The sequence below is a fragment of the Nitrincola schmidtii genome (genome assembly GCF_008973715.1).
Classification (GTDB): Bacteria; Pseudomonadota; Gammaproteobacteria; order Pseudomonadales; family Balneatricaceae; genus Nitrincola; species Nitrincola schmidtii.
In genome coordinates this window covers 66283-87736 of the sequence record NZ_WBOL01000007.1, presented here as the reverse complement: position 1 = coordinate 87736, position 21454 = coordinate 66283, and the positions used below count along the sequence as shown (strand labels likewise).

Here is a 21454-nt window from a genome sequence, read left to right as displayed (position 1 = left end):
AGCATGGGCTTTGATTTTCTAGAGGTTTGTTATGAAAGCTTTTTTCTTCCGTCATCCATGGTTATTTCGTCTCGGTATGAACCTATGGCCACCGATGCTGTTCTGTGGCATTAAGTTAGTCGAGCTGAGTAAAGATTTCCGTTACGCTCGCGTCGATTTGAAGTGGAAAACATCTACACGCAATATTAATGGCAGCCAGTACGGTGGTAGCTTGTTTTCTATGACGGACCCATTTTACGCATTATTATTGTTTGGGTGCTTGGGTTTTCATCGCTACCACATTTGGGATAGCTCAGCAGAGATAGATTTTATCTCTCCAGGGATTGGACGATTGACCGCTGAATTCCATTTAAATGACGAACAACTTCATGAGATTCGTCAGAAAACTGCCGAAGGGGATAAGTTCTTCCCTGAGTTTGTGGTCTATATTAAAGACCAACAGGGTACTTTAGTTGCTAAGGTAACCCGTCGAGTCTATGTTCGTCTTAAGAGTAAATACCGAAACGCTAGTTAATTTTGCGTGGATCAAAAGCATCCCTAACCGCTTCACCAATGAAGATCAGCAAGGTCAGCATCAACGCCAGGGTAAAGAAGGCAGCAAGGCCTAACCAAGGCGCGTGAAGATTATTTTTCCCTTGAGCCACTAACTCACCCAAGGAAGGTGAACCCGGTGGTAAACCAAAGCCTAAGAAATCAAGGGCGGTCAGAGTTACAATTGAGCCGTTAAAGATAAACGGCATAAAGGTCAGGGTTGCCACCATCGCGTTAGGTAAGATATGCCTGAACATAATAGTGCTGTTATTCAAACCCAATGCTCGGGCTGCTCTGACATATTCTAAATTTCTTCCGCGTAAGAACTCTGCACGAACTACGTCAACAAGGCTCATCCAAGAAAACAGCAGCATAATACCGAGTAGCCACCAGAAGTTTGGCTCGACCAGACTAGCAAGAATGATCAATAAAAACAGTACGGGTAAGCCTGACCAGATTTCAATGAAACGTTGAAACAGCAAGTCTACTTTACCGCCATAAAAGCCTTGAACAGCACCGGCTGCAACCCCAATCACAGAACTGGCAAGGGTCAAAACCAACGCAAACAGTACAGAGATTCTAAAACCGTATATGACACGAGCCATGACATCGCGTGCTTGATCATCAGTACCTAACCAGTTCTCCCATGAGGGTGGTGATGGTGCCGGTGAGGGGAGGTCGAAGTTGATGGTTTGATAGTTGTAGCGAATGATCGGCCAAATCATCCAGCCATTGGCTTCATCAATTAAGTTTTTAACAAAAGGGTCACGAAAGTCAGCTGGAAGGTCAAACTCGCCACCAAATTCTAATTCTGAATAGCTGGTAAAAATGGGCGTGTAGAGTTTACCTTGAAAACTCACCAGAATAGGTTTGTTGTTGGCGATAAGCTCGGCACCTAACGAGAGTATAAAGAGTGCCAAGAAGATCCATAAGGACCAATAGCCACGACGGTTGCGACAAAAAGCATCCACTCGACGGCGCATAATCGGAGACATGGTTTAGCCCTCCCGACTACTGAAGTCGATACGTGGATCAACCAGCGTATAGGTGATATCGCTGACAAGCTTCAGAAGTAAGCCTACCAGAGTAAAGATATACAGCGTCCCAAAGATGACTGGATAATCGCGACGTATGACAGCCTCATAACCCAGCAGTCCTAATCCATCTAAAGAGAAAATCACTTCAATCAGTAACGACCCAGTAAAGAAAATGCCGATCAAGGCAGCTGGCATTCCTGCAATGATGAGAAGCATGGCATTACGGAATACATGGCCATACAGAACGCGATTCTCAGCAAGACCTTTGGCTTTCGCGGTCAATACATATTGCTTATGAATCTCATCTAAAAAAGCATTCTTAGTCAGCATGGTTAAAGTGGCAAAACTTGAGATTACCGAGGCTAATACGGGTAAGGTTAAGTGCCAAAAGTAGTCACCTATCTTTTGTAGAAGCGTCATCTCATCAAAATTTGGCGAGGTTAAGCCTCTAAGTGGGAACCAATCAAAATAGGTGCCGCCTGCAAATAACACAATAAGTAAGATTGCAAAAAGGAAGTTAGGAATGGCATAGCCGATGATAATGGCGCTACTGGTCCACATATCAAACGAAGTGCCATCTCGAACGGCTTTTCGAATACCTAAGGGTATAGAGACAAAGTAAGCGATTAACATGGTCCATAAGCCCAAAGAGATAGAGACCGGCATTTTTTCGATGATTAACTCTATCACCGTTTTGCTGCTGTAAAAGCTGGTGCCAAAATCAAATTTTAAGTAACTCACCAGCATCTGAAAGAAGCGCTCATGGGCAGGTTTGTCAAAACCATACATGCGCTCTATCTCAGCAATCAGTTCAGGATCCAGCCCTTGAGCGCCACGATAGCCGGTGCCTTCAGAGGAGGGTGCGGATGCAAGATCAGACCCGGCACCACTACCAATACGCTCACCGGTGGTATCACCAAAGCCTTGTAGATGGGCTAAGGTTTGTTCGACAGGACCACCCGGGGCAAGCTGAACAATCATAAAATTCAGCACTAGGATGCCAAACAAGGTTGGAATAATCAGCAACAAACGTCGGACAATATAGGCGCCCATTAGTCTTTAACCCACCAGGTGTCGAAACCTATCGCATGCTTAGGTCGGATGTCGGGAATGCCGAACTTATTCCAATAAGCGATGCGATAAGCGTTAGTGTGATAGTGCGGTATAACATAATGATTCCATTGCAAAGCTCGGTCAAGGGCTCTGGCACGAAACACCAGTTGCTCGCGATCGGGTGCTTGGATGAGCTGGTCTACTAAGTGATCGACTCCAGGATTACGAATACCGATCAAATTGCGGCTGCCGGGTCTTTCAGCGCTGCTCGAATGCCAATATTCACGCTGCTCATTACCAGGCGAGTTAGATTGACCATAACTGGTGATGATCATATCGAAATCGAATTCACGCAGACGATTAATGTATTGAGAAATATCAACCACACGAATATTAGCTTGAATCCCCATCCGTTCTAAGTTGCGGATAAATGGATTGATCAAGCGTTCCAAGTCGCGTTGAATAATAAGAATTTCAAAACGAAAGGGTTGGCCCTGTGTATTTCTTAGAACACCTTGTTCAAGTTGCCAGCCTGCATCATGCAGCAAACGCAAACCTTCACGGAGCTGTATTCGAATATTGCCATCACCATCGGTTTGCGGTGCTCGATAGACTTCGGTAAAGACTTGCGGTGGTAGTAGATGGCGTATAGGTTCTAAAATCTCTAATTCAGCAGCATCGGGTAAAGCGTCAGCGGCCATCTCAGAGTTAGAGAAAAAACTATGACTGCGCTTGTAGGCATCGAAAAAAATAGCTCGATTGGTCCATTCAAAATCAAACGCATGGGCTAATGCATGCCGTACCTGTGGATCAGTGAACAGAGCACGGCGAGTATTCATCACAAAGGCTTGCATGCCGACAGGGTTTTGGTGCGTAATCTCTTCCATGATGATGCGGCCTTCACGCAGGGCCGAACCTGTGTATCCAGTTGCCCAGTTTTTAGCAGAGTGTTCTGTTCTAAAATCGTATTGACCAGCACGAAAAGCTTGTAGAGCTACGGTGCCATCACGATAGTAATCAAAGATCCATTCATCAAAATTATTACGACCTTTTCTGACGGGTAAGCTCTTACCCCAATAGTTTGGATTGCGTCGGTATGTGACTGATCTTCCGGGGTCAAAGCTGCTTAGAATATAGGGGCCAGAGCCAATAGGGATATCCAGATTAGAGGCTTCAAAATCACGTTCTTCCCAAAAATGCTTTGGGAGAATGGGGACCTCACCGACGATTAACGCCAACTCTCTGTTTTCGGTATCAGCGAATTCAAAGCGAACGGTATGGGTATCAAGAGCTTCTATATTAATGATGTCTGCATAATAAGCACGATAGAAAGGGCTACCCTTTTCTTTCAGTAAGCGGAAAGTATTGACGACATCCTCTGCGGTAACTGGAACGCCATCACTAAATTCAGCTTCTGGATGCATATCAAATTCAATCCAGCGACGATTTTCCGGAAGGCGGATTCTTTTTGCTAAAAGACCGTAAACAGAAAAGGGTTCATCATCAGATTTACTGGTTAAGCTGTCGTAGATAAGTCCAAGGCCGTCAGCAGGCGTGCCCCTAACGATAAAGGGATTAAAGCTGTCAAAGCTACCAATAGAGGATTGGACGACTCGGCCACGCTTGGGTGCATCTGGATTGACGTAGTCGAAGTGAGTAAAGTTAGCGGGGTATTTCAAGTCACCATGCATGGCAATGCCATGGATAGATTCGATAACTGAGGTATGGTTATCGTATGTGTCTGCTAAATTCCAACTGCTGAGGCTAAAAAAAAGAAGGCTTGCTGTAACGCGTGTAAAGTGTCGCAGACCTTTTGTCATTCAATCTTATCCTGATTCAGCACGTGACGTTTGCAAGGCGACATCATTTCCATCAGCTGGGACTAACAAGGTTTGACCCACACGTAAGTTCGTTGAGTTCATCTGATTAGCTTCTTTAATCGCTGAGACGGTGGTACCAAAGCGTCTGGCTATCGTACTCAAGGTGTCACCACGAGTTATTGTATAGTGTTGAAAGTTGACTCTATTTTCAACAGGAAGTTGCATCAGTGCTGTCTGAAATTGTTCTGCACTTTCGATAGGGATCAAAAGACGGTGTGGACCTTCGGGAGCGGTAGCCCAGCGACTAAATCCTGGGTTGAGACGTTTAAGCTCTTCAAGATCTATTTCGGCAAGACTGGCTGCCTGAGATAGATCTAACTGCCCGGTGGTATGAACTTCTGCAAAATAGGGTTCTGCGGATATTTCTTCAAGCGTCAACCCAAGAATATCAGCATCACGAATAGCACGAGCAGTCGCTAACAACTTGGGTACATAACGCATGGTCTCACCTGGTAGATGAAGAGACCAATAGTCAACAGGTTTATTTGATTCAGTATTACGGTTGATAGCCCTGATAACATTGCCTTCACCGGCGTTGTATGCGGCAAAAGTCAGAAGCCAATCCCCATCAAACATATCGTTAAGCTGTGAGAGGTAATTTAATGCAGCATCCGTAGAAGCAACAATATCTCTTCGACCGTCATACCACCAATTGTTTTCTAGGCCAAAGTTTTTTGCTGTTCCGGGAATAAATTGCCAAGGACCTGCAGCTTGTGCGGGTGAAACTGCGAAGGGATTAAAACCGCTTTCAATAAAAGGAATCAGTGCCACTTCTGCGGGCATTCCTCTTTCAAGAACTTGTGACAAGATGTATTGGTAGTAGGGAAGTGCTCTTTGGCTTACTTCATTCACATGTCTGGGGTTGTTTTCAAGCCAAACGAGTTCACGTTCAATGCGAATATTTTCTAGATCTAGTTCGAGTAACAGATGTTGACGAGTTAACTCCCAGGCGCTTTCAGAAGCATTTTGCTGATCTAGGCCGAAGATAAGGTTTCTGTTATACAAATTGCCATAATCTAACCCTACCAGCAATCTTACCTTTTCATCAGGTGAAGATAGGTTGGCCGTATTGGGATACTGACTTTGATTAGCGCAGCCACCAACCAAAGAGGCAAGCGACAAGGCTATAAGTCCTGTTCTGAGTCTGGACATAGGCTTCTCGAAACTGAATGTAAACTTAACGATACATTCTAACAGCGATAGCGTCAGACGCAATCAAAAGTTGTTCTTCCATTCTCTTAACAGAGCCAGTGTTTCTGCAGGTGTTTCAGGATGTTCGCCTGTATGACCATAAACAGTATGAATAACAGACATTTCAGCGGTTCTCATAAAAGGGTTTATGGCTTTCTCAATGCCTATTCGAGAGGGTAAGGTAGGTAAGTTTTGTTCGCGTAAGCTACGACATTTCTCGGTCATGATGCGAATATCATTATTTTCTGGTTCGACAGCGTGCGCAAAAGCAAGATTTGACAAGGTGTATTCATGTGCCGGATAAACGCTAGTGTCGTCAGGTAAGCTGGCAAAATAATCCATCGCCGCTTGCATTTGTTCAGCCGTTCCTTCAAAAAGTCGTCCGCAGCCCGCCATAAAAAGAGTATCACCGCATAATAAAAGATGATCTGTCGGTGAAAAGTAACTGATATGGTCAAGGGTATGACCAGGTATCGTTTTAACTTCAAAGCCACTATTCAAAACGTAGATTAGATCACCGTCTGTTAATGGCTGTGTAATACCTTCAAAAGGTGAATTGGCTGGCCCGTATATGGGGCAATAATCATTTTGCTGTTGCAGTTCTAAAGCACCGCCGGTATGGTCTTGATGGTGATGGGTGATCAAAATTGCAGATAAAGTTTTTTGGTGTTCATCTAGCCATTGTTTTACTGCCTCAGCAATACCCGGATCTACAACCACAACGCCGGCATCGGGATTCTCAGGATCGCATATTGCCCAGATGTAATTATCATTAAAAGCAGGTATCGGTGTCAGATTCAGCATTTTTCGCCCCATCAATGAAACTTTAATCCAATTCAATTGTACCTTATTACAGCGAAACTCGCTTTGCCAGCATAAACTGAATAGGTCATTATAGTTATTACGTTCAAAATTCAATGAGGGGTTTTCATGGGAAAGTTGCCATCTAATATGAATGAACATCCTTCTGAAGCTTTACGTAGCTGGTATGCAACACCCTTAGGTGAAAAAATGGCTGCCTGTGAAAAGCAGATGGCTGACTCAATTATTCACAGTGCATTTGGTTATCATCTTTTACAAATAGGGTTTGTGGCGTCTGTTCCTCTTTTTGAGTCCAGTCCTGTGTCACATAAGGTCATGCTTTGTCCAAGAATGTCGTTGGGAATGACAGAGCAAACTATTATTGCTGAGCCTCACGAGCTACCCATCACAGACAACAGTCAGGATGTCGTGATACTGCATCATGCATTAGATTTTGCTGATCACCCTCACCAAGTGCTTCGAGAAGCTTCTCGTGTATTAAGACAAGGCGGTCATCTGTTAATCGTTAGCTTTAATCCCAACAGTTTTTGGGGCGTGTGTCGTCGCTGTCATCGAAATCCATCACCACCTTGGACAGCACATGGTTTTTCTCATTGGCGCTTACATGACTGGATCAGACTATTGGATCTTACCGAATTAAAAAGTCACAGTGATTTTCATCGTCCTCCTATCGAAAATGAGCGCTGGTTTAAGCGATTGGGCTTCATGGATTCTTGGTTTTCTAAATTGCCTACACACAATGGATGTATATTGATGATGTGGGTCAGAAAAGATGTTATGGGTATGACCCCTTTAAAACCGGCATGGAAAACGCGTAAACTCATCTCTTTTCCTGTTGCTGAGCCTAGTGCTCGTCAAAAATCTGCTCGGGGTAAGTCGATTTGAGTTTAGTGGAAATATTCACCGATGGTGCGTGCAAGGGAAATCCGGGTCCTGGTGGCTGGGGGGCCTTGTTAAGATACGGTGAGAAGCACAAAGAACTGTATGGTGGTGAGCCAGATACCACGAATAACCGAATGGAAATGTTAGCAGCAATCGAGGCATTAAAGTGCCTCAAAAGACCTTGCCAAGTGCGTTTGACAACTGATTCGCAGTATCTACGCAAAGGTATCACAGAGTGGCTTTCAGGTTGGAAACGTAATGGCTGGAAAACTGCTGCTAAGCAACCGGTAAAAAATGCAGATTTGTGGCAGGCCTTGGACAGTGAAGTGAGTCGACACACTATCGAATGGTGTTGGGTCAAAGGTCATAGTGGTCACACTGAAAATGAGATTGCGGATAGCCTAGCTAATCGCGGTGTAGAAGAGTTTGGTAAACGGAAAGCCTAATGAGACAAATTGTACTAGATACTGAAACAACCGGTATAGATCCCGCAGAAGGCCATAATATTATTGAGATTGGCTGTATCGAGATGCACTTAAGGCGTCTGACTGGCAATCATTATCATCAATATATCAAGCCCGATCGTGACGTTGAGGCTGAAGCCATTGAAGTTCATGGAATAACGAATGAATTCTTGGTCGATAAGCCCAAGTTTGCGACAATCAGTGATGAGTTTATTGAGTTTGTTCGTGGAGCTGAGTTGATTATCCATAACGCAGCGTTCGATATCGGCTTTCTAAATACAGAACTTGAACGCAATGGATGCAAGGAACGGATGGAAGATATCTGTCCCAAGATCACCGATACCTTGATCCTAGCTCGCAAGAAGTTTCCCGGACAAAAAAATAACCTTGATGCGTTATGTCGTCGTTTTGGTATTGAGCATTTTGATCGTGAATTGCATGGAGCCTTGCTTGATTCAAAAATTCTAGCCGAAGTTTATTTACTTCTTACTGGCGGTCAAACTGCCTTAGCTTTGGGAAGTGAGGGTGATGGAATGGATGAAGATGGTGTCAGTCATCCAAGACCTGTCGATGCATCATCCTTGGTTTTAAAAGTCATTCCTCCTAGTGATGAGGAATTAAACGCTCATGCGGCTTTTATTGAAATGCTGGATAAGAAGTCGGGTGGTCAGTGCCTTTGGAGGCAACAGGAAGGTTTATAACATTGATAAGGGTGATACATGGATCCTCTTCGTGAGTCCCTAGCCAAGGCCATAGATGAAGTTGAATACGCAGAACTTTCAAAGAATGCACAACTTTCACGATGGCAGGAGCATGCAAAGTATTGTTGCATCTGCTCAGGTGAGTTAAAACCACACCCCATAGAGTCGATTGCTAGACAATGCAGTGTCTGTGAGCATATTCATTATCCTCCTATTTCACCCTGTATTATTGTTCTGGTGACTCGTGGGGATCTTTGCTTATTGGCTCATGCGTCTAAGTATCCTTCAGGTCGCTACAGCACGCTAGCTGGATTCATTGAGCCGGGTGAGAGTGCTGAGCAAGCAGTTGCGAGAGAAGTCAAAGAAGAAGTAGGTGTTGATGTCTGTAACATACGCTATGTGAAAAGCCAGTCGTGGCCCTTTCCTCATTCATTGATGCTGGGTTACTTTGCTGACTACCTATCAGGGGAGATTGTTCCGGATGGTGAAGAGATACTTGAAGCTCGATGGTTTGATCCTAATGACCTACCAGATCTACCTCCGGAGTTTTCTATTTCCAGACAATTAATAGAGGCTTTTGTGAAGCAGAAAACTTCGGCTTAACGGCTATCATAATGAGTTCTATCGTTTGAATAGCTTACCTAAGCGAGTTGCTAAGATCACATTTCCTTCTGCTCTTAACTGGCCCTTCATAAAGGCACTCATACCATCTTGTTCACCGCTAATCACTCGTATTAGCGTTGTTTCATTCATGATTAAGGTGATGTCAGGATCTTTATGATTGCCATAGCTTGAGGTGCAGGTCGTTTCAGAAATAGTCAGATAAAAATCATCGGCATCATTAAGGTTGAATTGATAAACCGCATTTAAACCACGGGCTTGTTCTGGATTAAATTTTGCTGGAAGTTTTTGTACGATCTTTTCAAGGGTTAAATGTTCTGACATGCATGATCATCCGAGCTTGTTTTGGAAGGCTATTTCTGAATAGCTATGGTACATTAGCGCACCGCGAAAGCGAACCGATTAGATCCCAGATTGATGGAGAACCTTGTGATTGAATTTTTAACCCAGTATGGATTGTTCTTAGCGAAAACTGCCACGCTGGTCGTAGCCATATTGTTAGTTGTGGTGCTTATTGTAAGTTTGGCAAGCCGTCGCCGACAGCATCAAACAGAAGGTCATATTGAAGTTAAGTGTTTAAATGATAAGTACAAAGACTTATATGAAGCATTAGAAGAAAACGTCATAGACGAAGAGCTACTTCGCCAACGTATAAAGGATGAGCGTAAGCAAGAAAAAGCTGATGCTAAAGCGCGTCGAAAAGCCGCAAAAAAAGGTGAATTAGAGGAAGAGGATAAAAAACGCATTTATGTCATCGACTTTGATGGTGATATGAGCGCCTCTGCCACAGATCAACTGCGAGAAGAAGTTACCGCGATCTTATCTATTGCGCGTGCCGATAAAGATGAAGTGGTGATCAATTTAGAAAGCCCCGGTGGAATGGTTCATGCGTACGGATTTGCGGCCTCACAGTTAGAACGTTTAAGACGTAAGCAGATTCAGTTGACCATCTGCGTAGATAAGGTTGCGGCCAGTGGTGGCTATATGATGGCGTGTATTGGTAATCATATTATAGCTGCGCCTTTTGCTGTGATTGGATCAATTGGGGTGGTTGCTCAATTACCAAATTTCCATCGTTTATTGAAAAAGCATGAGATTGATTACGAAGTGCTTACGGCTGGAGAGTATAAACGTACACTCACGGTGTTTGGACAAAATACTGATAAGGGTCGTGAGAAGTTTGTTGAAGAGTTAGAGGAGACTCATCAGCTCTTTAAAGACTTCGTGCAAGAATATCGTCCGTCACTTGATATATCCAAAGTGGCAACTGGAGAGATTTGGTATGGTCGCCAAGCCCTTAAGCAAGGATTGGTAGATTCTATCATGACCAGCGATGAATATTTAACGGAAGCAGCAAACGATGCAGATCTGTATAAAGTCTCTTATCAGTATAAAAAAGGTCTACAAGATCGTTTGGGTGAACTGGCAGCTGATTCATCAGACAAATTGTTGTTACGTTGGTGGCAGCGTTTGGGACAGCGTCCGTTTATGTAACAGAGTATACAGTCCAGTATTTTGTGATAGTATCAAACTTATAAACAGAGATTGTTTGAAACGCAATATCTAAAACTGAAGGATTAGGCATGGAGGAAATAATGAAGCGGCGCCTAAAGACTGCTACTCGGATTATCTTAGCTGCCGAGGCTTTGTTTGCCGAGCAAGGTTTCACTGAAACTACAATGCGTCAGATCACTACAGCCGCTGATGTTAATTTGGCAGCGGTAAATTATCATTTTCGTTCCAAGCAAGGTTTGGTAAACGCGGTATGTGAAAGATTGATGGAGCCTTTGTGTACCGAAATTGAAACAGCCCTTTCTGATCGAATGCTTAACTCATCGCCAGTCAGTGTTGATGAGCTGTTAGAGATTCTGATGCGAGCATTGTTGAATGTTAGCCAGATTAATTCGTATTCTTTGTCGGTTTTCATGAGGTTGCTTGAGCTCGCCTACATGAAAAACCAAGAAGATCTTCGTGATTTCTTTATGCTTGAATATTGGCATAGACTGGAAGCCTTCTTGGATTGTCTTCGTAAAGACTCATCGCCGATGGAAGATAATGAATTTTTCTGGCGTCTACATTTTTTGCTAGGTTCAATCGTCTTTACATTATCCAATTACCATATGCTGCTTTCTCTGGAAAAGAAAAGCTTTAAAGACAGTGCTGAGATAGAAAATATTCTAAACAGGATGATTCCTGTTTTAGCAGCCGGTCTGCAAGCGCGTGGTGAGAAAACCTACTTTAGCCGTATCTAGTGGTTAGTCTTATCAAAATTTCCATTACGCAGCAAACCTTGGAGTTACATAACTCTGAGGTTTTGTTGCGCAGCTATGCTGTTTCAACTGCCACTAATGGTGTCGGTAATCAAGAAGGTTCCGGTTGCACACCCCTCGGTCATCATCGCATTCGTGCCAAAATTGGCACAGATCTCCCTATCAATTCCGTTTTCGTCGGCAGGCGATTCACGGGTGAAATCTACTCAGAAGAACTGGCGGCAAAATATCCTCATAGAGATTGGATCTTGACGCGCATTTTGTGGTTGTGTGGTGAGCAAGTAGGTTACAATCGTCTCGGAAATGTCGATTCCATGCGGCGCTATATCTACATTCATGGTACACCTGACACTGAACCTATGGGTATACCTCGTTCACATGGCTGTATTCGTATGAGAAATCACGATATTATTGATCTTTTTCAACAGGTTCCGATTGGTTGCGGTGTCCTGATAACTGCTTAATGAGATAAAACATGACAATTGGCGCCTTGATGCTGGATCTTGAAGGGACTCAGCTGACAGATGATGAAGCAAAAACCTTACAACAACCCGAAGTCGGCGGACTTATTCTGTTCAGTCGTAATTATTCTGACCCTGATCAACTCCAATCCTTAATGACGTCAATTCGTGTCATTCGACCAGATTTGATTGTCGCTGTTGATCAAGAAGGTGGTCGGGTACAACGTTTTCGCAAGGGTTTCACGGCACTTCCTCCTATGGCCAACCTTGGAAAACACTATCAACAAGATCCAGCAGCAGCTTGTTATGCAGCCAAAGAACTCGGCTGGCTGATGGCAGCCGAGTTACGTGCTTATGATATTGATATCAGTTTTGCGCCAGTGCTAGACATTGATTGGCAGCAATGCTCTGTGATTGGTGATCGTGCTTTTGCTTCTGAACCCTTTGCGCTAATCGGGCTTTCTACCGCGTTTATGCAAGGTATGCATGAAGCAGGTATGGCTGCTACGGGGAAACACTTTCCAGGTCATGGATGGGTAGGTGCTGACTCCCATTTAGAACTACCTATCGACGAACGTTCCGAGGCTGATCTTGAAGCTGCTGACCTGAAACCTTTTAAATCGTTGGTGAGCAGTGGCTTAGATGCCATCATGCCAGCGCATGTGGTTTACAGCCAAATTGACTCTCAACCCGCTGGTTTTTCACATTTCTGGCTACAGGAAAAACTCCGTCGTCAATTGGGATTCAACGGTGTCATTTTTAGTGATGATTTAACGATGGAAGGTGCCAGTATTGCCGGTAGTTATCCTGAGCGTTGTCGTCGTGCCTTAGAGGCTGGTTGTGATATGGTGTTGGTCTGTAATCATCCAGACGCAGCTAAAGAAGTGTTAGCTTTCTTGAAGCAACAGCCATCATCACAAAATCCTAGGATTTCGTCGATGCGGGGTAAGCCTTTGGCGCTAAATGAATCGCAGGATCGTTTACAACAGGCTCGCCAAATTTCAGCTAATTTATTTTAAGTCATTGCTTAAGTAATGACGTTAACATGTTGATTTCAAATTTTTCACCAAGCGATTTCTAAGAGTTTTCATGCAAGCAACCACACGTGAGTCCAGCCGTGAAAAGTCCCGTTGGTTAAAAGGGTTAATTGGGGATGAAAAGCGTTGGATCCGCTTAAGTATCGCTGCTGGTTTATTTGCCGGCTTAATGTTAATCCTTCAGGCCTACCTGCTAGCGAAAGCGGTAGATGCAACCTTATTCCATAATGCTCAGCTTAATGATATGTGGGGGTGGCTTGCTATTATCCTGCTGGCACTGGTGTTGCGAGCTGGTGCCGGCGTTGTGCGTGAATGGTCAGGTCAAAGAGCGTCAGTGGGTGCACGTTCAAGATTGAGAGCTGAATTGATTCAAAGGCTAGCTATATTGGGTCCAGCCTATACCCGTCAGCAGCGTAGTGGTGAACTGAGTAGCTTGTTAATGGAGCAGGTTGAGGCTCTGGATGGTTTTATCGCACGCTATTTACCACAAATGGCGCTTGCTGTGATGCTGCCATTGGTGATCCTAGTGTTTGTATTACCCGTTAATTGGGCAGCTACATTGATTTTTTTGATCACCGCACCGCTTATTCCTATTTTTATGGCCTTGGTCGGTGGTCGCGCTGCTGAAGCGAATCGTCGTAACTTTAAAGCTCTTGCGCAACTCAGTGCGTACTTTTTGGATGTGGTTCAAGGTTTAGCCACGCTGAAACTCTTCTCGCAAAGTAAAGCTCAGAAAAAGATCATTGCTCGCAATGCAGAAGAGTTTCGTTTACGTACTATGCAAGTTTTGCGTTTGGCGTTTTTATCTTCTGCGGTACTGGAGTTTTTTGCTTCGGTGTCGATTGCCGTGTTAGCCGTTTATCTCGGCTTTAGTTTTTTAGGTCTACTTAATTTTGGTAGCTGGGGTGAACAAATCACTCTGTATCATGCACTATTCTTGTTAATTCTTGCTCCAGAGTTTTACCTACCTCTCAGAGAGTTAGGGACACATTATCATGCAAAGCAAGAGGCCACTGCAGCAGCAGAACGTATTATTGATCTGCTTGATGAAGCAGAAAGATTACAGCAGGGTGGTGATCTTTCCTTGCCGAAATCGCTTCCCGATTTATCTGTTAACGCGGTTAGTTTTTCCTACACGGGACAACAGTCTATCGTGCTTAACGATGTTTGTTTACATGTTGCAGCAGGGGAATGTGTGGCGCTGGTCGGACCCAGTGGTGCTGGAAAATCAACGTTACTTAATCTGTTAGCGGGTTTCGAGAAACCTTCATCCGGTCAGGTATGTATTTCAGGCTTGTCTTTAGAAAAAGTCTCTCGTTCAGACTGGATGGATCATGTTGCCTTCGTTAGCCAACATACCACGTTATTTCCAGGTACGATTCGCGATAATCTTTTGATGGCAAAGCCTCAAGCAACCGATCAAGAACTTCAGCAAGCCTGTGACCTTGCCGCAGCAACAGAGTTTATTCAATGCCTTGAAAAAGGATTAGATACTGAAATCGGTGAGGCGGGCGGTAATTTCTCAGGCGGTCAAATACAACGCTTAGCACTAGCACGTGCTTTCTTAAAAAATGCACCTGTACTGTTACTCGATGAGCCAACCGCAAGTCTGGATATCACCAGTGAACAACAGATCCTTGAGTCGTTGAAAGTGCTGTGTGAAGGTCGAACTACTTTGTTACTGACACATCGTCCAGCGTCGATGAAAATAGCTAAACGTATCTATGTATTGGATCAAGGAAAGTGCTATGAAGCTGATCTTGATACTCGGACTCGTCTAGAGCAGGAGGGCCCGTAATGCAGGTTCTTCTTCCTTTTATTCGTTTGATGAAACCGCATCTCAGCTGGGTTCTTCTGGGTAGCTTTTTAGGCTTATTTACGCTGTTTGCCAGTATCGGTTTGTTAACGCTTTCAGGCTGGTTTATTGCCGCAACGGCTTTGGCAGGTATCTCCGTAGCTTCAGCACAAGCTTTCAATTATATGACCCCAGGTGGTGGGGTGCGTGGTTTTGCTATCGCTAGAACCGCTGGACGTTATTTTGAGCGTATCACCACCCATGAAGCGACCTTTAGATTGCTAGCTAGCTTACGTAGTTGGTTTTACGAGCATCTAGAGCCGCTAAATCCTGCGAGACTGCGCCAATATCGATCTGCAGATCTTCTCAATAGAATTATCACCGATATTAATTCATTGGATAATCTCTATTTGCGAGTATTGTCACCCAGCTTAATTGCTGCAGTGACGACGCTGCTGATTACGCTTTTTTTATGGTGGGTTTCACCTTCATTTGGGATGCTGATGTTTATCGCTTTGATGATCGCTGGTATCTGTGTGCCTTGGATAGGGCATCAACTGGGTAAAAGCGTCGGTTCAGAACAAGTCATCAGATCCTCTGCTTTACGCCAAGCGACCCTAACCTATATTCAGGGCATGAGTGAGTTACATCTCTATAAGGCTTTAGAAATTCAACAGTCACTGCTTGAAGAACGACAAGCAGCTATGCAAGTTTTACAGTTAAAAATGAGTTTAATCACCGGACTAGTCACTGCGTTAATGACGTTTGCTGCAGGATTAACAACATTATTCGCGCTAGTAATAGGCATTTCTTTAGTGACAGAGGGGCAGTTAGCCCCCGCATGGCTAGCATTAGTTGTCTTCTGTGTTCTAGCCAGCTTTGAGGCGGTGGCCCCTTTGCCTTTAGCCTATCAATATCTGGGTAAAACCAGAGCCTCTGCCGCAAACCTATTGGAGATAACCCAACAGCAAAGCGATATCACTTTTCCAGAAGAAATGGTGCAGCCATTAACACCTGGCAGTATTGAATTTAACTCAGTGCGTTTTGCGTATGATGAACGAGTGATTCTGCATGATCTGAGTTTACATATTCACGCAGGTCAAAAAGTCGCATTAAGCGGCCACACAGGGAGTGGTAAGAGCTCGATCATCAATCTATTAACGCGCTTTTGGAGTTACCAACAAGGACAAATATTACTCGGTGGTATCCCCGTTGAGCATTACCCAGAAGAACAACTCAGATCGCACATTAGCGTGTTGTCTCAACCTGTTCAGTTGTTCGCGGGAAGTGTTCGAAATAATTTGATGATAGGTAATGCAAAAGCCACTGATGAACAAATGCTTGCTGTGTTGCACCGTTTAGCTCTGACTGAAATGTTAGGCAGTGACGGTTTAGATCGTGAGGTAGGCGAGGGTGGAAATCGCTTATCGGGTGGTCAACGGAAGCGCCTAGGGATTGCTAGAGCCTTGCTAAAAACTGCACCGATACTGATCTTAGATGAGCCTACTGAAGGCTTAGATATCGATACAGCAAAGCAAGTTATGGATGCAGTAATGTCGCACCAACCGGATCAGACGCTGATTATAATTACACATCATCAGCAAGGGCTGGATCGATTTGATCAACATATCAGATTAGATCATGGAAGGCGTATAGATTAAGTGATCAATGCTTGAGTAGATAAGTCGCTAAGACTATGCTTCAGCTATGTATAAACGCTACTAAGCCATTTTGACAGGTATCATTTCTTTGAAGTATCAAGAAACGCTTAACATCATTTATGCGCGTTTAGATCGCCTAGGCGACTTGCCCGTTTTTAGCGCCACCGTCAATCAGATTCGTCAAATTAGCTCCTCCAGTGATACCGATGCGATGTCATTGGCTATCGCGATTATGAAAGATCCTAACCTAACAACTAAGTTACTGCGATTAGCAAATTCCAGTCAATACAATCGAACGGGTGGCAAAGTGACCGCCATATCCCGTGCCGTCGTATTGATTGGTTTCGAGCGTATTCGCAACCTCTGCATGACATTAAAACTAATCGAAAGCTTTGGTGATAAAGATCCCGATACGGGTATCGAGGATCTTCTAGTGGCAGCTGTTTTGAATGCCGCAACGGCTAGAGATCTTGCTATCAATGCGGGGGTTGAAGATGTAGAAGAAACCTATATTTGCGGCTTACTCTTTAGCTTAGGTGAAATTGTTGTTGCTTATACCTTGCCGGATATTTACAAACAGATGCTGGTTTTACGAAAACAGCGAAAGCTCAGTTGGGTGAATATTCAGCAACAAAATTTGGGCGGTGATTTTGTTTCTATTGGACGTGATCTAATCCAAAGCTGGGGATTCTCTAAACGAGTTGTTAGCAGTATTCGCACAGGAGAGTCAGCTGAAGGTTTGTCTAAGCAGGAGCGATTAAATCAACAGATAGTTTCCGGCTGTCACCAACTTTTTGAGCAAATTTATCAACGCTCACCGCAACTATTAGGCGATGAGTATACCGAACAACTCGTTCATATGGCGGAGTTAACTCGCTTAGCTCCTGAGAAATTGGAAGAGACAATCAATCATTCGGTGAGACAGCTATGCGACCATATAGACCAATACGGTTTATCACACCGCTCACTGATACCGCCGGTTAGCTCCAGTGGCAATGAAACACTTGATGAGATGACACGTAAAGTGGCTTTCTATGTTCACTCCCGTCAAGAGCAAAAACGAAATCACCCTAAGCAAGATGACAGCTTGTTAGCCGAACAACATAAACGCTTGAGCGAATATAATCGGCAGCAACTCGTTTATCTCGAAAAAATGAGTGATTTAATGACAGGCCAGGCGCCAACAGCTCAAGTTCTTAAGACCTGTGTTGAAGGTATTGAAGCCAGTTCATCACTTGAGCGCGTGGTGTTTTGCCTAAGTATGGACGGTGGGAAAAAACTGGTTGCAAAACTGCTTGAAGGTGAACAGCTGGATCCTTTAGTGGCGTATTTTCAATTAAAGCGAGAGGTGGGACATCATCGTCTTTTTTTCCATATGCTGGATAAAGGATCATCACTTTTAGTGCATGACGCGCGAGATCCCAGTTGGCTTAATCGTTTACCTAAAGAGTATCTAGACAGTGTCATGCCTGGCGGGCTGATTATTGCACCCTTAACGGTCGATGGTAAAACCATTGGTTTGTTTTATGCCGACAAAACACAAGCAGCGGGTCCTGTTGAAGATCGCGATTTTAAAGTATTTAATCAGTTTGTGATTCAATGTCGAATCGCACTAGAGATGGGTAAAAAGCTTTCGCCATCAAAGCATGCTGATAAATAAGTGCGTTGAGCAGATTAGGAGCCATAGATGACAAATTCATTGAGTGAGTTACGATCAACCATTGTTCAGTGCGACCTTCGTTGGGAAGATCCTAATGAAAACTGCCATCGCATAGATGCTTTATTGGGTGATCTTAGTCATAACCAAACAGATTTGATTATATTGCCTGAGATGTTTGCGACTGGCTTTACTATGAATTCACGTGAAATGGCTCAACATGCCCATGAGAGTGAAGTGATTCAATGGATGCAACAGCAAGCCAAAAAGAGACGGTGTGTCGTGACGGGTAGCGTTGCGGTTAAAGAAGACAATCACTATTTCAATCGAATGGTTTGGGCTAAACCCGATGGAGCAATCACTTATTATGATAAGCGTCATTTGTTTCGTATGGCGGGAGAGCATGAGCGCTATGCTATGGGCCATGAACGTGTCGTGGTTGAGTTAAAGGGTTTCCGTATTTTACTGACCGTATGCTACGACCTGCGTTTTCCAGTTTGGCTGCGTCAACAGCCTTTGGCCGACCAGCCTTTTGAATACGATCTTTTAATCTGCGTTGCTAACTGGCCAAAACCGCGGGCTCATCCGTGGCGAATTCTGTTACAGGCGCGTGCAATTGAAAATCTATCTTATGTTATCGGTGTTAACCGTGTTGGCAGCGATGCGAAAGGCAATGACTATAGTGGTGACTCCATGTTAGTGGATTTCAAAGGCCAATTAATCTGTGATCACCCAGCAGGACATGCCTTTGTTGAGACACATACAATATCTTTGGAACAATTGAGCGCGTTTAGAGAGACGTTTCCTGCATGGCAAGACGCAGATGATTTTCGTATTGTTTTATAAACGCTATTGTTAACCAGCTTCGTATAGCGCCTGCATGGATTCTCTGGTCAGGCGCAGACCTTCTCGATAGGCGTTCTCATAAAGTTCTCCGTCAAAATCATCTGGCAACTTATCCCATTCACCTGCTTCGTAGTACATGACCTGGGATAGAATATCGCCAAAGGGTCCACTAAAATCAGCAATTGCCTGTTTAATATCATCAGCAAGAGGTAATTGGACTAACAGTTCATCTTGAGGTATGTCCAAAAGCAGATGAATACCAGACATCATGCCGACCATAAAAAAGGATGATGCGGGTTGACGTTTTTGTTTGATGGCAATGAGTTCACACATATGTGCTCTAGCTAGCAAGTTACGGGTTAGTTCTTCTGGCTTACCGGTATGAGAATCTAACGAGATCACCGTCGCCCATTTACGTACTTGCTCTAATCCTAATAACACTACAGCCTGGGCAACCGATTCTACTTCGCGAACTAAGGCATAAGCTGCTGAGTTGACGATACGAAGCAGCTTATAGGTAAGCACAGGGTCTTGAAGGATCAGTTTTTCAATTTTTTCAGGCGTGGCTTTAGGATCATTTAATATTTGCAGTAACTGTATAATAACCACTTCGTTCGCTTTTACTTTTTGACCCTGAATCGTTCTAGGTTTACTCAAAAAGTTGCCTTGATATAGGCTGAATTTACATTCAATACAATGCTCTAGTGTATCGTAGTCATTGATATCTGTTGCCATCAAAGGGCGCTTCCACTCTGTCATCGATTTTCTGAGTGCCAGAATTTCTGTGGCAGATTTATCCGCAACACTCACTTTAACGACATAAACTAACTTTAAAAGAGAGGCAAATGCAGCCGGATCACTGATATTGCTAACCGCAACACGATAACCTTCATTAATGAGAGGAACCAATGATTTAAGGGCGGTTTTTGGCTCAATACCTTGCAAGCTAAACTCTAAAATTACTTGCTTTTTAGGCAAACCAGGTAAGCCTGTTTTTTCTAAGATAGCAAAGGATAAAGAAATAAATGCAGGAACACGCTTCACTTCACCATGATCTGAAATACTAGTATAAGCATCAAGCACTGCAACAGATGATAGGCTATCGTCATCAGCACTGACTAACTGATGAACAGACTCGCTTTTGCAGAGAAGTTCATAAGCGACAACTTTTTGGTGAGCATCAAAGATGGGTTGGCGAGTTAGCAGCATCTGAGCTGTATTGCTCATAGTTTACAATAACCTTTATTAACGACTGAGGGACTATGGAAAGTGTATAATGTTTATCAATTGAACGCACTCTTATGTGTGGTCATAATCAATTTTATTTAAAGCAGTTTGGAAAATATGAGTCAAATCAATTGGTTCCCCGGACATATGCACAAGGCACGTAAAGAAATTGCCGAAGTCATGGGAGAGATAGATCTTGTTATCGAAGTACTAGATGCGCGCTTGCCTCGCTCTAGCGAAAATCCATTGGTAAGCCAGTTGCGCAAAGGTAAGCCGGTTTTAAAGCTGCTGAATAAGAATGATCTTGCCGATCCGACTATTACTCAACGCTGGTTAGACTATTTCAATGATCAGGATAACGTTCAAGCAATCTCAATGGATCAGACACAACAAAAATTGATTAAACGCTTGCCTGACATCTGTAAACAGATGATTCCTGCACGATCACAAGCAGGTCGTCCGGTTAGGGCGATGATTATGGGGATACCCAATGTCGGTAAATCAACGCTGTTGAATGCCATTTTGGGTCGTAAGCTAGCCAAAGTGGGTAATGAACCTGCAGTCACTCGCCATCAAAAAAAATATACGGTACAAAAAGGCCTCGCATTATCGGACACCCCAGGTATTCTTTGGCCTAAAATAGAGGATAATGATGCGGGCTATCGATTAGCTGTCAGCGGCGCTATTAAAGACACAGCCATTGAGCATGAGCTAGTAGCAGGTTATGCTGCGCGATTCATGTTAGATCAATACCCTGATCGTCTTAAAGAACGTTATCGTTTTGATACCTTGCCCGAAATAAGTGATGAATTATTAGATCAACTAGGCCGCAAACGAGGCTGTTTACGCCCCGGCGGTATTGTTGATCGTCATAAAGCCTCAGAAATTTTAATTAATGAAATGCGTGCTGGAAAACTAGGTCCTATCAGTTTTGAAACCCCTGAAGAGTGGCAGTTAAAAGACGAAACTGCCCGTCTAGCCGCATTAGAAGCAGCATCTGAAGATGCTGGAGAAAAATCATGACACGAATGAAAAAACAACGCCGCACCGTTGAAATGGTGATTCTTGAGAAGACCCCCAAGAAAAAGGAGCGCTTAACCGATCCAGATAGCTATGAAAGCCGCAAACAAGCAGCAATGAAAAAACGTAAAAAACAGCTTTCTGTCTATGAAAAAGCTCGTTTAGAAGAAGAGCAAGAAGCTAAGAATGCAGCTGCGGGAAAACGCGGTGAGCGAAAGTTAGGTCCTTTGGCTGATAAGATCCGTCGTATCAATGCAAAGAAAAAGAAATCGGAACAAACCACGGACGAATAAGTGTC

Annotated in this window: 22 protein-coding genes; 15 read left to right on the top strand and 7 right to left on the bottom strand. The window is 43.9% G+C overall.

All coding sequences use genetic code 11. From position 1 onward, the window contains the following. Positions 1-31: 31 nt before the first annotated feature. A complete protein-coding gene (locus F7R24_RS07955; protein WP_151670722.1) occupies positions 32-514 on the top strand; it encodes a DUF4442 domain-containing protein in 483 nt (160 codons plus the stop codon). On the opposite strand, the gene F7R24_RS07950 is transcribed toward F7R24_RS07955, so the two are convergent. From F7R24_RS07950 to gloB, 5 genes are all read right to left on the bottom strand, one after another. Further along, complete coding sequence (locus tag F7R24_RS07950; RefSeq protein ID WP_151670721.1) at positions 507-1526, bottom strand: ABC transporter permease; 1020 nt, start codon at positions 1524-1526, stop codon at positions 507-509. The genes F7R24_RS07955 and F7R24_RS07950 overlap by 8 nt on opposite strands. 3 nt (positions 1527-1529) lie before the next feature. Beyond that, positions 1530-2621 carry a microcin C ABC transporter permease YejB gene (locus F7R24_RS07945; RefSeq protein ID WP_151670720.1) on the bottom strand — a complete coding sequence of 364 codons (1092 nt, stop codon included), beginning with the start codon at positions 2619-2621 and terminating at the stop codon, positions 1530-1532. Next, positions 2621-4441, bottom strand: a complete 1821-nt coding sequence (locus F7R24_RS07940) for an extracellular solute-binding protein (RefSeq protein WP_151670719.1) — start codon at positions 4439-4441, stop codon at positions 2621-2623. Before F7R24_RS07940 ends, F7R24_RS07945 begins: the two co-directional genes overlap by 1 nt. A gap of 6 nt (positions 4442-4447) precedes the next feature. Then, a complete protein-coding gene (locus F7R24_RS07935; protein WP_151670718.1) occupies positions 4448-5653 on the bottom strand; it encodes a transglycosylase SLT domain-containing protein in 1206 nt (401 codons plus the stop codon). A 63-nt stretch (positions 5654-5716) separates the two neighbouring features. Continuing rightward, a complete protein-coding gene (gloB, locus tag F7R24_RS07930; protein ID WP_151670717.1) occupies positions 5717-6496 on the bottom strand; it encodes a hydroxyacylglutathione hydrolase in 780 nt (259 codons plus the stop codon). Positions 6497-6622: 126 nt separating this feature from the next. Here gloB and F7R24_RS07925 point away from each other — a divergent pair, with 126 nt between their 5' ends. Genes F7R24_RS07925 through nudC form a run of 4 tightly spaced genes read left to right on the top strand, consistent with a single transcriptional unit; the run spans position 6623 to position 9164 of the window. Continuing rightward, on the top strand, positions 6623-7399 hold the full coding sequence (locus F7R24_RS07925; RefSeq protein WP_151670716.1) for a class I SAM-dependent methyltransferase: 777 nt from the start codon (positions 6623-6625) through the stop codon (positions 7397-7399). Then, entirely contained in the window at positions 7396-7842 is a 447-nt protein-coding gene (gene rnhA, locus F7R24_RS07920; protein ID WP_151670715.1) for a ribonuclease HI, read from the top strand. Before F7R24_RS07925 ends, rnhA begins: the two co-directional genes overlap by 4 nt. Then, the gene (gene dnaQ / locus F7R24_RS07915; protein ID WP_151670714.1) at positions 7842-8561 is read left to right on the top strand and encodes a DNA polymerase III subunit epsilon; all 720 of its coding nucleotides are present in this window, start codon (positions 7842-7844) and stop codon (positions 8559-8561) included. The genes rnhA and dnaQ overlap by 1 nt, the downstream gene beginning before the upstream one ends. Positions 8562-8579: 18 nt before the next feature. Then, positions 8580-9164 (top strand): NAD(+) diphosphatase, encoded by a 585-nt coding sequence (gene nudC, locus F7R24_RS07910; RefSeq protein ID WP_151670713.1) that lies wholly within the window; start codon positions 8580-8582, stop codon positions 9162-9164. Between the two features lie 18 nt (positions 9165-9182). On the opposite strand, the gene F7R24_RS07905 is transcribed toward nudC, so the two are convergent. Next, complete coding sequence (locus tag F7R24_RS07905; RefSeq protein ID WP_151670712.1) at positions 9183-9506, bottom strand: SCP2 sterol-binding domain-containing protein; 324 nt, start codon at positions 9504-9506, stop codon at positions 9183-9185. Positions 9507-9611: 105 nt separating this feature from the next. Here F7R24_RS07905 and sohB point away from each other — a divergent pair, with 105 nt between their 5' ends. The 8 genes from sohB (at position 9612) to F7R24_RS07865 (ending at position 18909) form a co-directional block, all read left to right on the top strand. Then, positions 9612-10676 carry a protease SohB gene (sohB, locus tag F7R24_RS07900; protein WP_240776037.1) on the top strand — a complete coding sequence of 355 codons (1065 nt, stop codon included), beginning with the start codon at positions 9612-9614 and terminating at the stop codon, positions 10674-10676. A 101-nt stretch (positions 10677-10777) separates the two neighbouring features. Continuing rightward, complete coding sequence (locus F7R24_RS07895; RefSeq protein WP_151670711.1) at positions 10778-11434, top strand: TetR/AcrR family transcriptional regulator; 657 nt, start codon at positions 10778-10780, stop codon at positions 11432-11434. After that, positions 11434-11916 carry a L,D-transpeptidase family protein gene (locus F7R24_RS07890; RefSeq protein WP_151670710.1) on the top strand — a complete coding sequence of 161 codons (483 nt, stop codon included), beginning with the start codon at positions 11434-11436 and terminating at the stop codon, positions 11914-11916. The genes F7R24_RS07895 and F7R24_RS07890 overlap by 1 nt, the downstream gene beginning before the upstream one ends. Before the next feature lie 11 nt (positions 11917-11927). Further along, positions 11928-12932, top strand: coding sequence for a beta-N-acetylhexosaminidase (gene nagZ, locus F7R24_RS07885; RefSeq protein WP_240776034.1), 1005 nt, complete (start codon positions 11928-11930; stop codon positions 12930-12932). Positions 12933-13002: 70 nt separating this feature from the next. Continuing rightward, positions 13003-14748, top strand: coding sequence for a thiol reductant ABC exporter subunit CydD (gene cydD / locus F7R24_RS07880; RefSeq protein ID WP_151670709.1), 1746 nt, complete (start codon positions 13003-13005; stop codon positions 14746-14748). Further along, entirely contained in the window at positions 14748-16406 is a 1659-nt protein-coding gene (gene cydC, locus F7R24_RS07875; RefSeq protein WP_151670708.1) for a thiol reductant ABC exporter subunit CydC, read from the top strand. The genes cydD and cydC overlap by 1 nt, the downstream gene beginning before the upstream one ends. Positions 16407-16494: 88 nt before the next feature. Then, positions 16495-18066 carry an HDOD domain-containing protein gene (locus F7R24_RS07870; RefSeq protein WP_168926797.1) on the top strand — a complete coding sequence of 524 codons (1572 nt, stop codon included), beginning with the start codon at positions 16495-16497 and terminating at the stop codon, positions 18064-18066. A gap of 39 nt (positions 18067-18105) precedes the next feature. After that, a complete protein-coding gene (locus F7R24_RS07865; RefSeq protein ID WP_151670770.1) occupies positions 18106-18909 on the top strand; it encodes an amidohydrolase in 804 nt (267 codons plus the stop codon). A gap of 9 nt (positions 18910-18918) precedes the next feature. On the opposite strand, the gene F7R24_RS07860 is transcribed toward F7R24_RS07865, so the two are convergent. Continuing rightward, positions 18919-20136, bottom strand: a complete 1218-nt coding sequence (locus F7R24_RS07860; protein ID WP_151670706.1) for an EAL and HDOD domain-containing protein — start codon at positions 20134-20136, stop codon at positions 18919-18921. A gap of 117 nt (positions 20137-20253) precedes the next feature. On the opposite strand from F7R24_RS07860, the gene ylqF reads away from it, so the two are divergent. Then, positions 20254-21159 carry a ribosome biogenesis GTPase YlqF gene (gene ylqF / locus F7R24_RS07855; RefSeq protein WP_151670705.1) on the top strand — a complete coding sequence of 302 codons (906 nt, stop codon included), beginning with the start codon at positions 20254-20256 and terminating at the stop codon, positions 21157-21159. After that, positions 21156-21449, top strand: coding sequence for a hypothetical protein (locus F7R24_RS07850; RefSeq protein ID WP_151670704.1), 294 nt, complete (start codon positions 21156-21158; stop codon positions 21447-21449). Before ylqF ends, F7R24_RS07850 begins: the two co-directional genes overlap by 4 nt. Positions 21450-21454 lie beyond the last annotated feature (5 nt).

Excerpts from the sequence above, each read along its gene's own strand:
- F7R24_RS07955 (WP_151670722.1), top strand. The coding sequence starts at position 32 with ATGAAAGCTTTTTTCTTCCGTCATCCATGGTTATTTCGTCTCGGTATG.
- F7R24_RS07950 (WP_151670721.1), bottom strand. The coding sequence starts at position 1,526 with ATGTCTCCGATTATGCGCCGTCGAGTGGATGCTTTTTGTCGCAACCGT.
- F7R24_RS07945 (WP_151670720.1), bottom strand. The coding sequence starts at position 2,621 with ATGGGCGCCTATATTGTCCGACGTTTGTTGCTGATTATTCCAACCTTG.
- F7R24_RS07940 (WP_151670719.1), bottom strand. The coding sequence starts at position 4,441 with ATGACAAAAGGTCTGCGACACTTTACACGCGTTACAGCAAGCCTTCTT.
- F7R24_RS07935 (WP_151670718.1), bottom strand. The coding sequence starts at position 5,653 with ATGTCCAGACTCAGAACAGGACTTATAGCCTTGTCGCTTGCCTCTTTG.
- gloB (WP_151670717.1), bottom strand. The coding sequence starts at position 6,496 with ATGCTGAATCTGACACCGATACCTGCTTTTAATGATAATTACATCTGG.
- F7R24_RS07925 (WP_151670716.1), top strand. The coding sequence starts at position 6,623 with ATGGGAAAGTTGCCATCTAATATGAATGAACATCCTTCTGAAGCTTTA.
- dnaQ (WP_151670714.1), top strand. The coding sequence starts at position 7,842 with ATGAGACAAATTGTACTAGATACTGAAACAACCGGTATAGATCCCGCA.
- nudC (WP_151670713.1), top strand. The coding sequence starts at position 8,580 with ATGGATCCTCTTCGTGAGTCCCTAGCCAAGGCCATAGATGAAGTTGAA.
- F7R24_RS07905 (WP_151670712.1), bottom strand. The coding sequence starts at position 9,506 with ATGTCAGAACATTTAACCCTTGAAAAGATCGTACAAAAACTTCCAGCA.
- F7R24_RS07895 (WP_151670711.1), top strand. The coding sequence starts at position 10,778 with ATGAAGCGGCGCCTAAAGACTGCTACTCGGATTATCTTAGCTGCCGAG.
- nagZ (WP_240776034.1), top strand. The coding sequence starts at position 11,928 with ATGACAATTGGCGCCTTGATGCTGGATCTTGAAGGGACTCAGCTGACA.
- cydD (WP_151670709.1), top strand. The coding sequence starts at position 13,003 with ATGCAAGCAACCACACGTGAGTCCAGCCGTGAAAAGTCCCGTTGGTTA.
- cydC (WP_151670708.1), top strand. The coding sequence starts at position 14,748 with ATGCAGGTTCTTCTTCCTTTTATTCGTTTGATGAAACCGCATCTCAGC.
- F7R24_RS07860 (WP_151670706.1), bottom strand. The coding sequence starts at position 20,136 with ATGAGCAATACAGCTCAGATGCTGCTAACTCGCCAACCCATCTTTGAT.
- ylqF (WP_151670705.1), top strand. The coding sequence starts at position 20,254 with ATGAGTCAAATCAATTGGTTCCCCGGACATATGCACAAGGCACGTAAA.
- F7R24_RS07850 (WP_151670704.1), top strand. The coding sequence starts at position 21,156 with ATGACACGAATGAAAAAACAACGCCGCACCGTTGAAATGGTGATTCTT.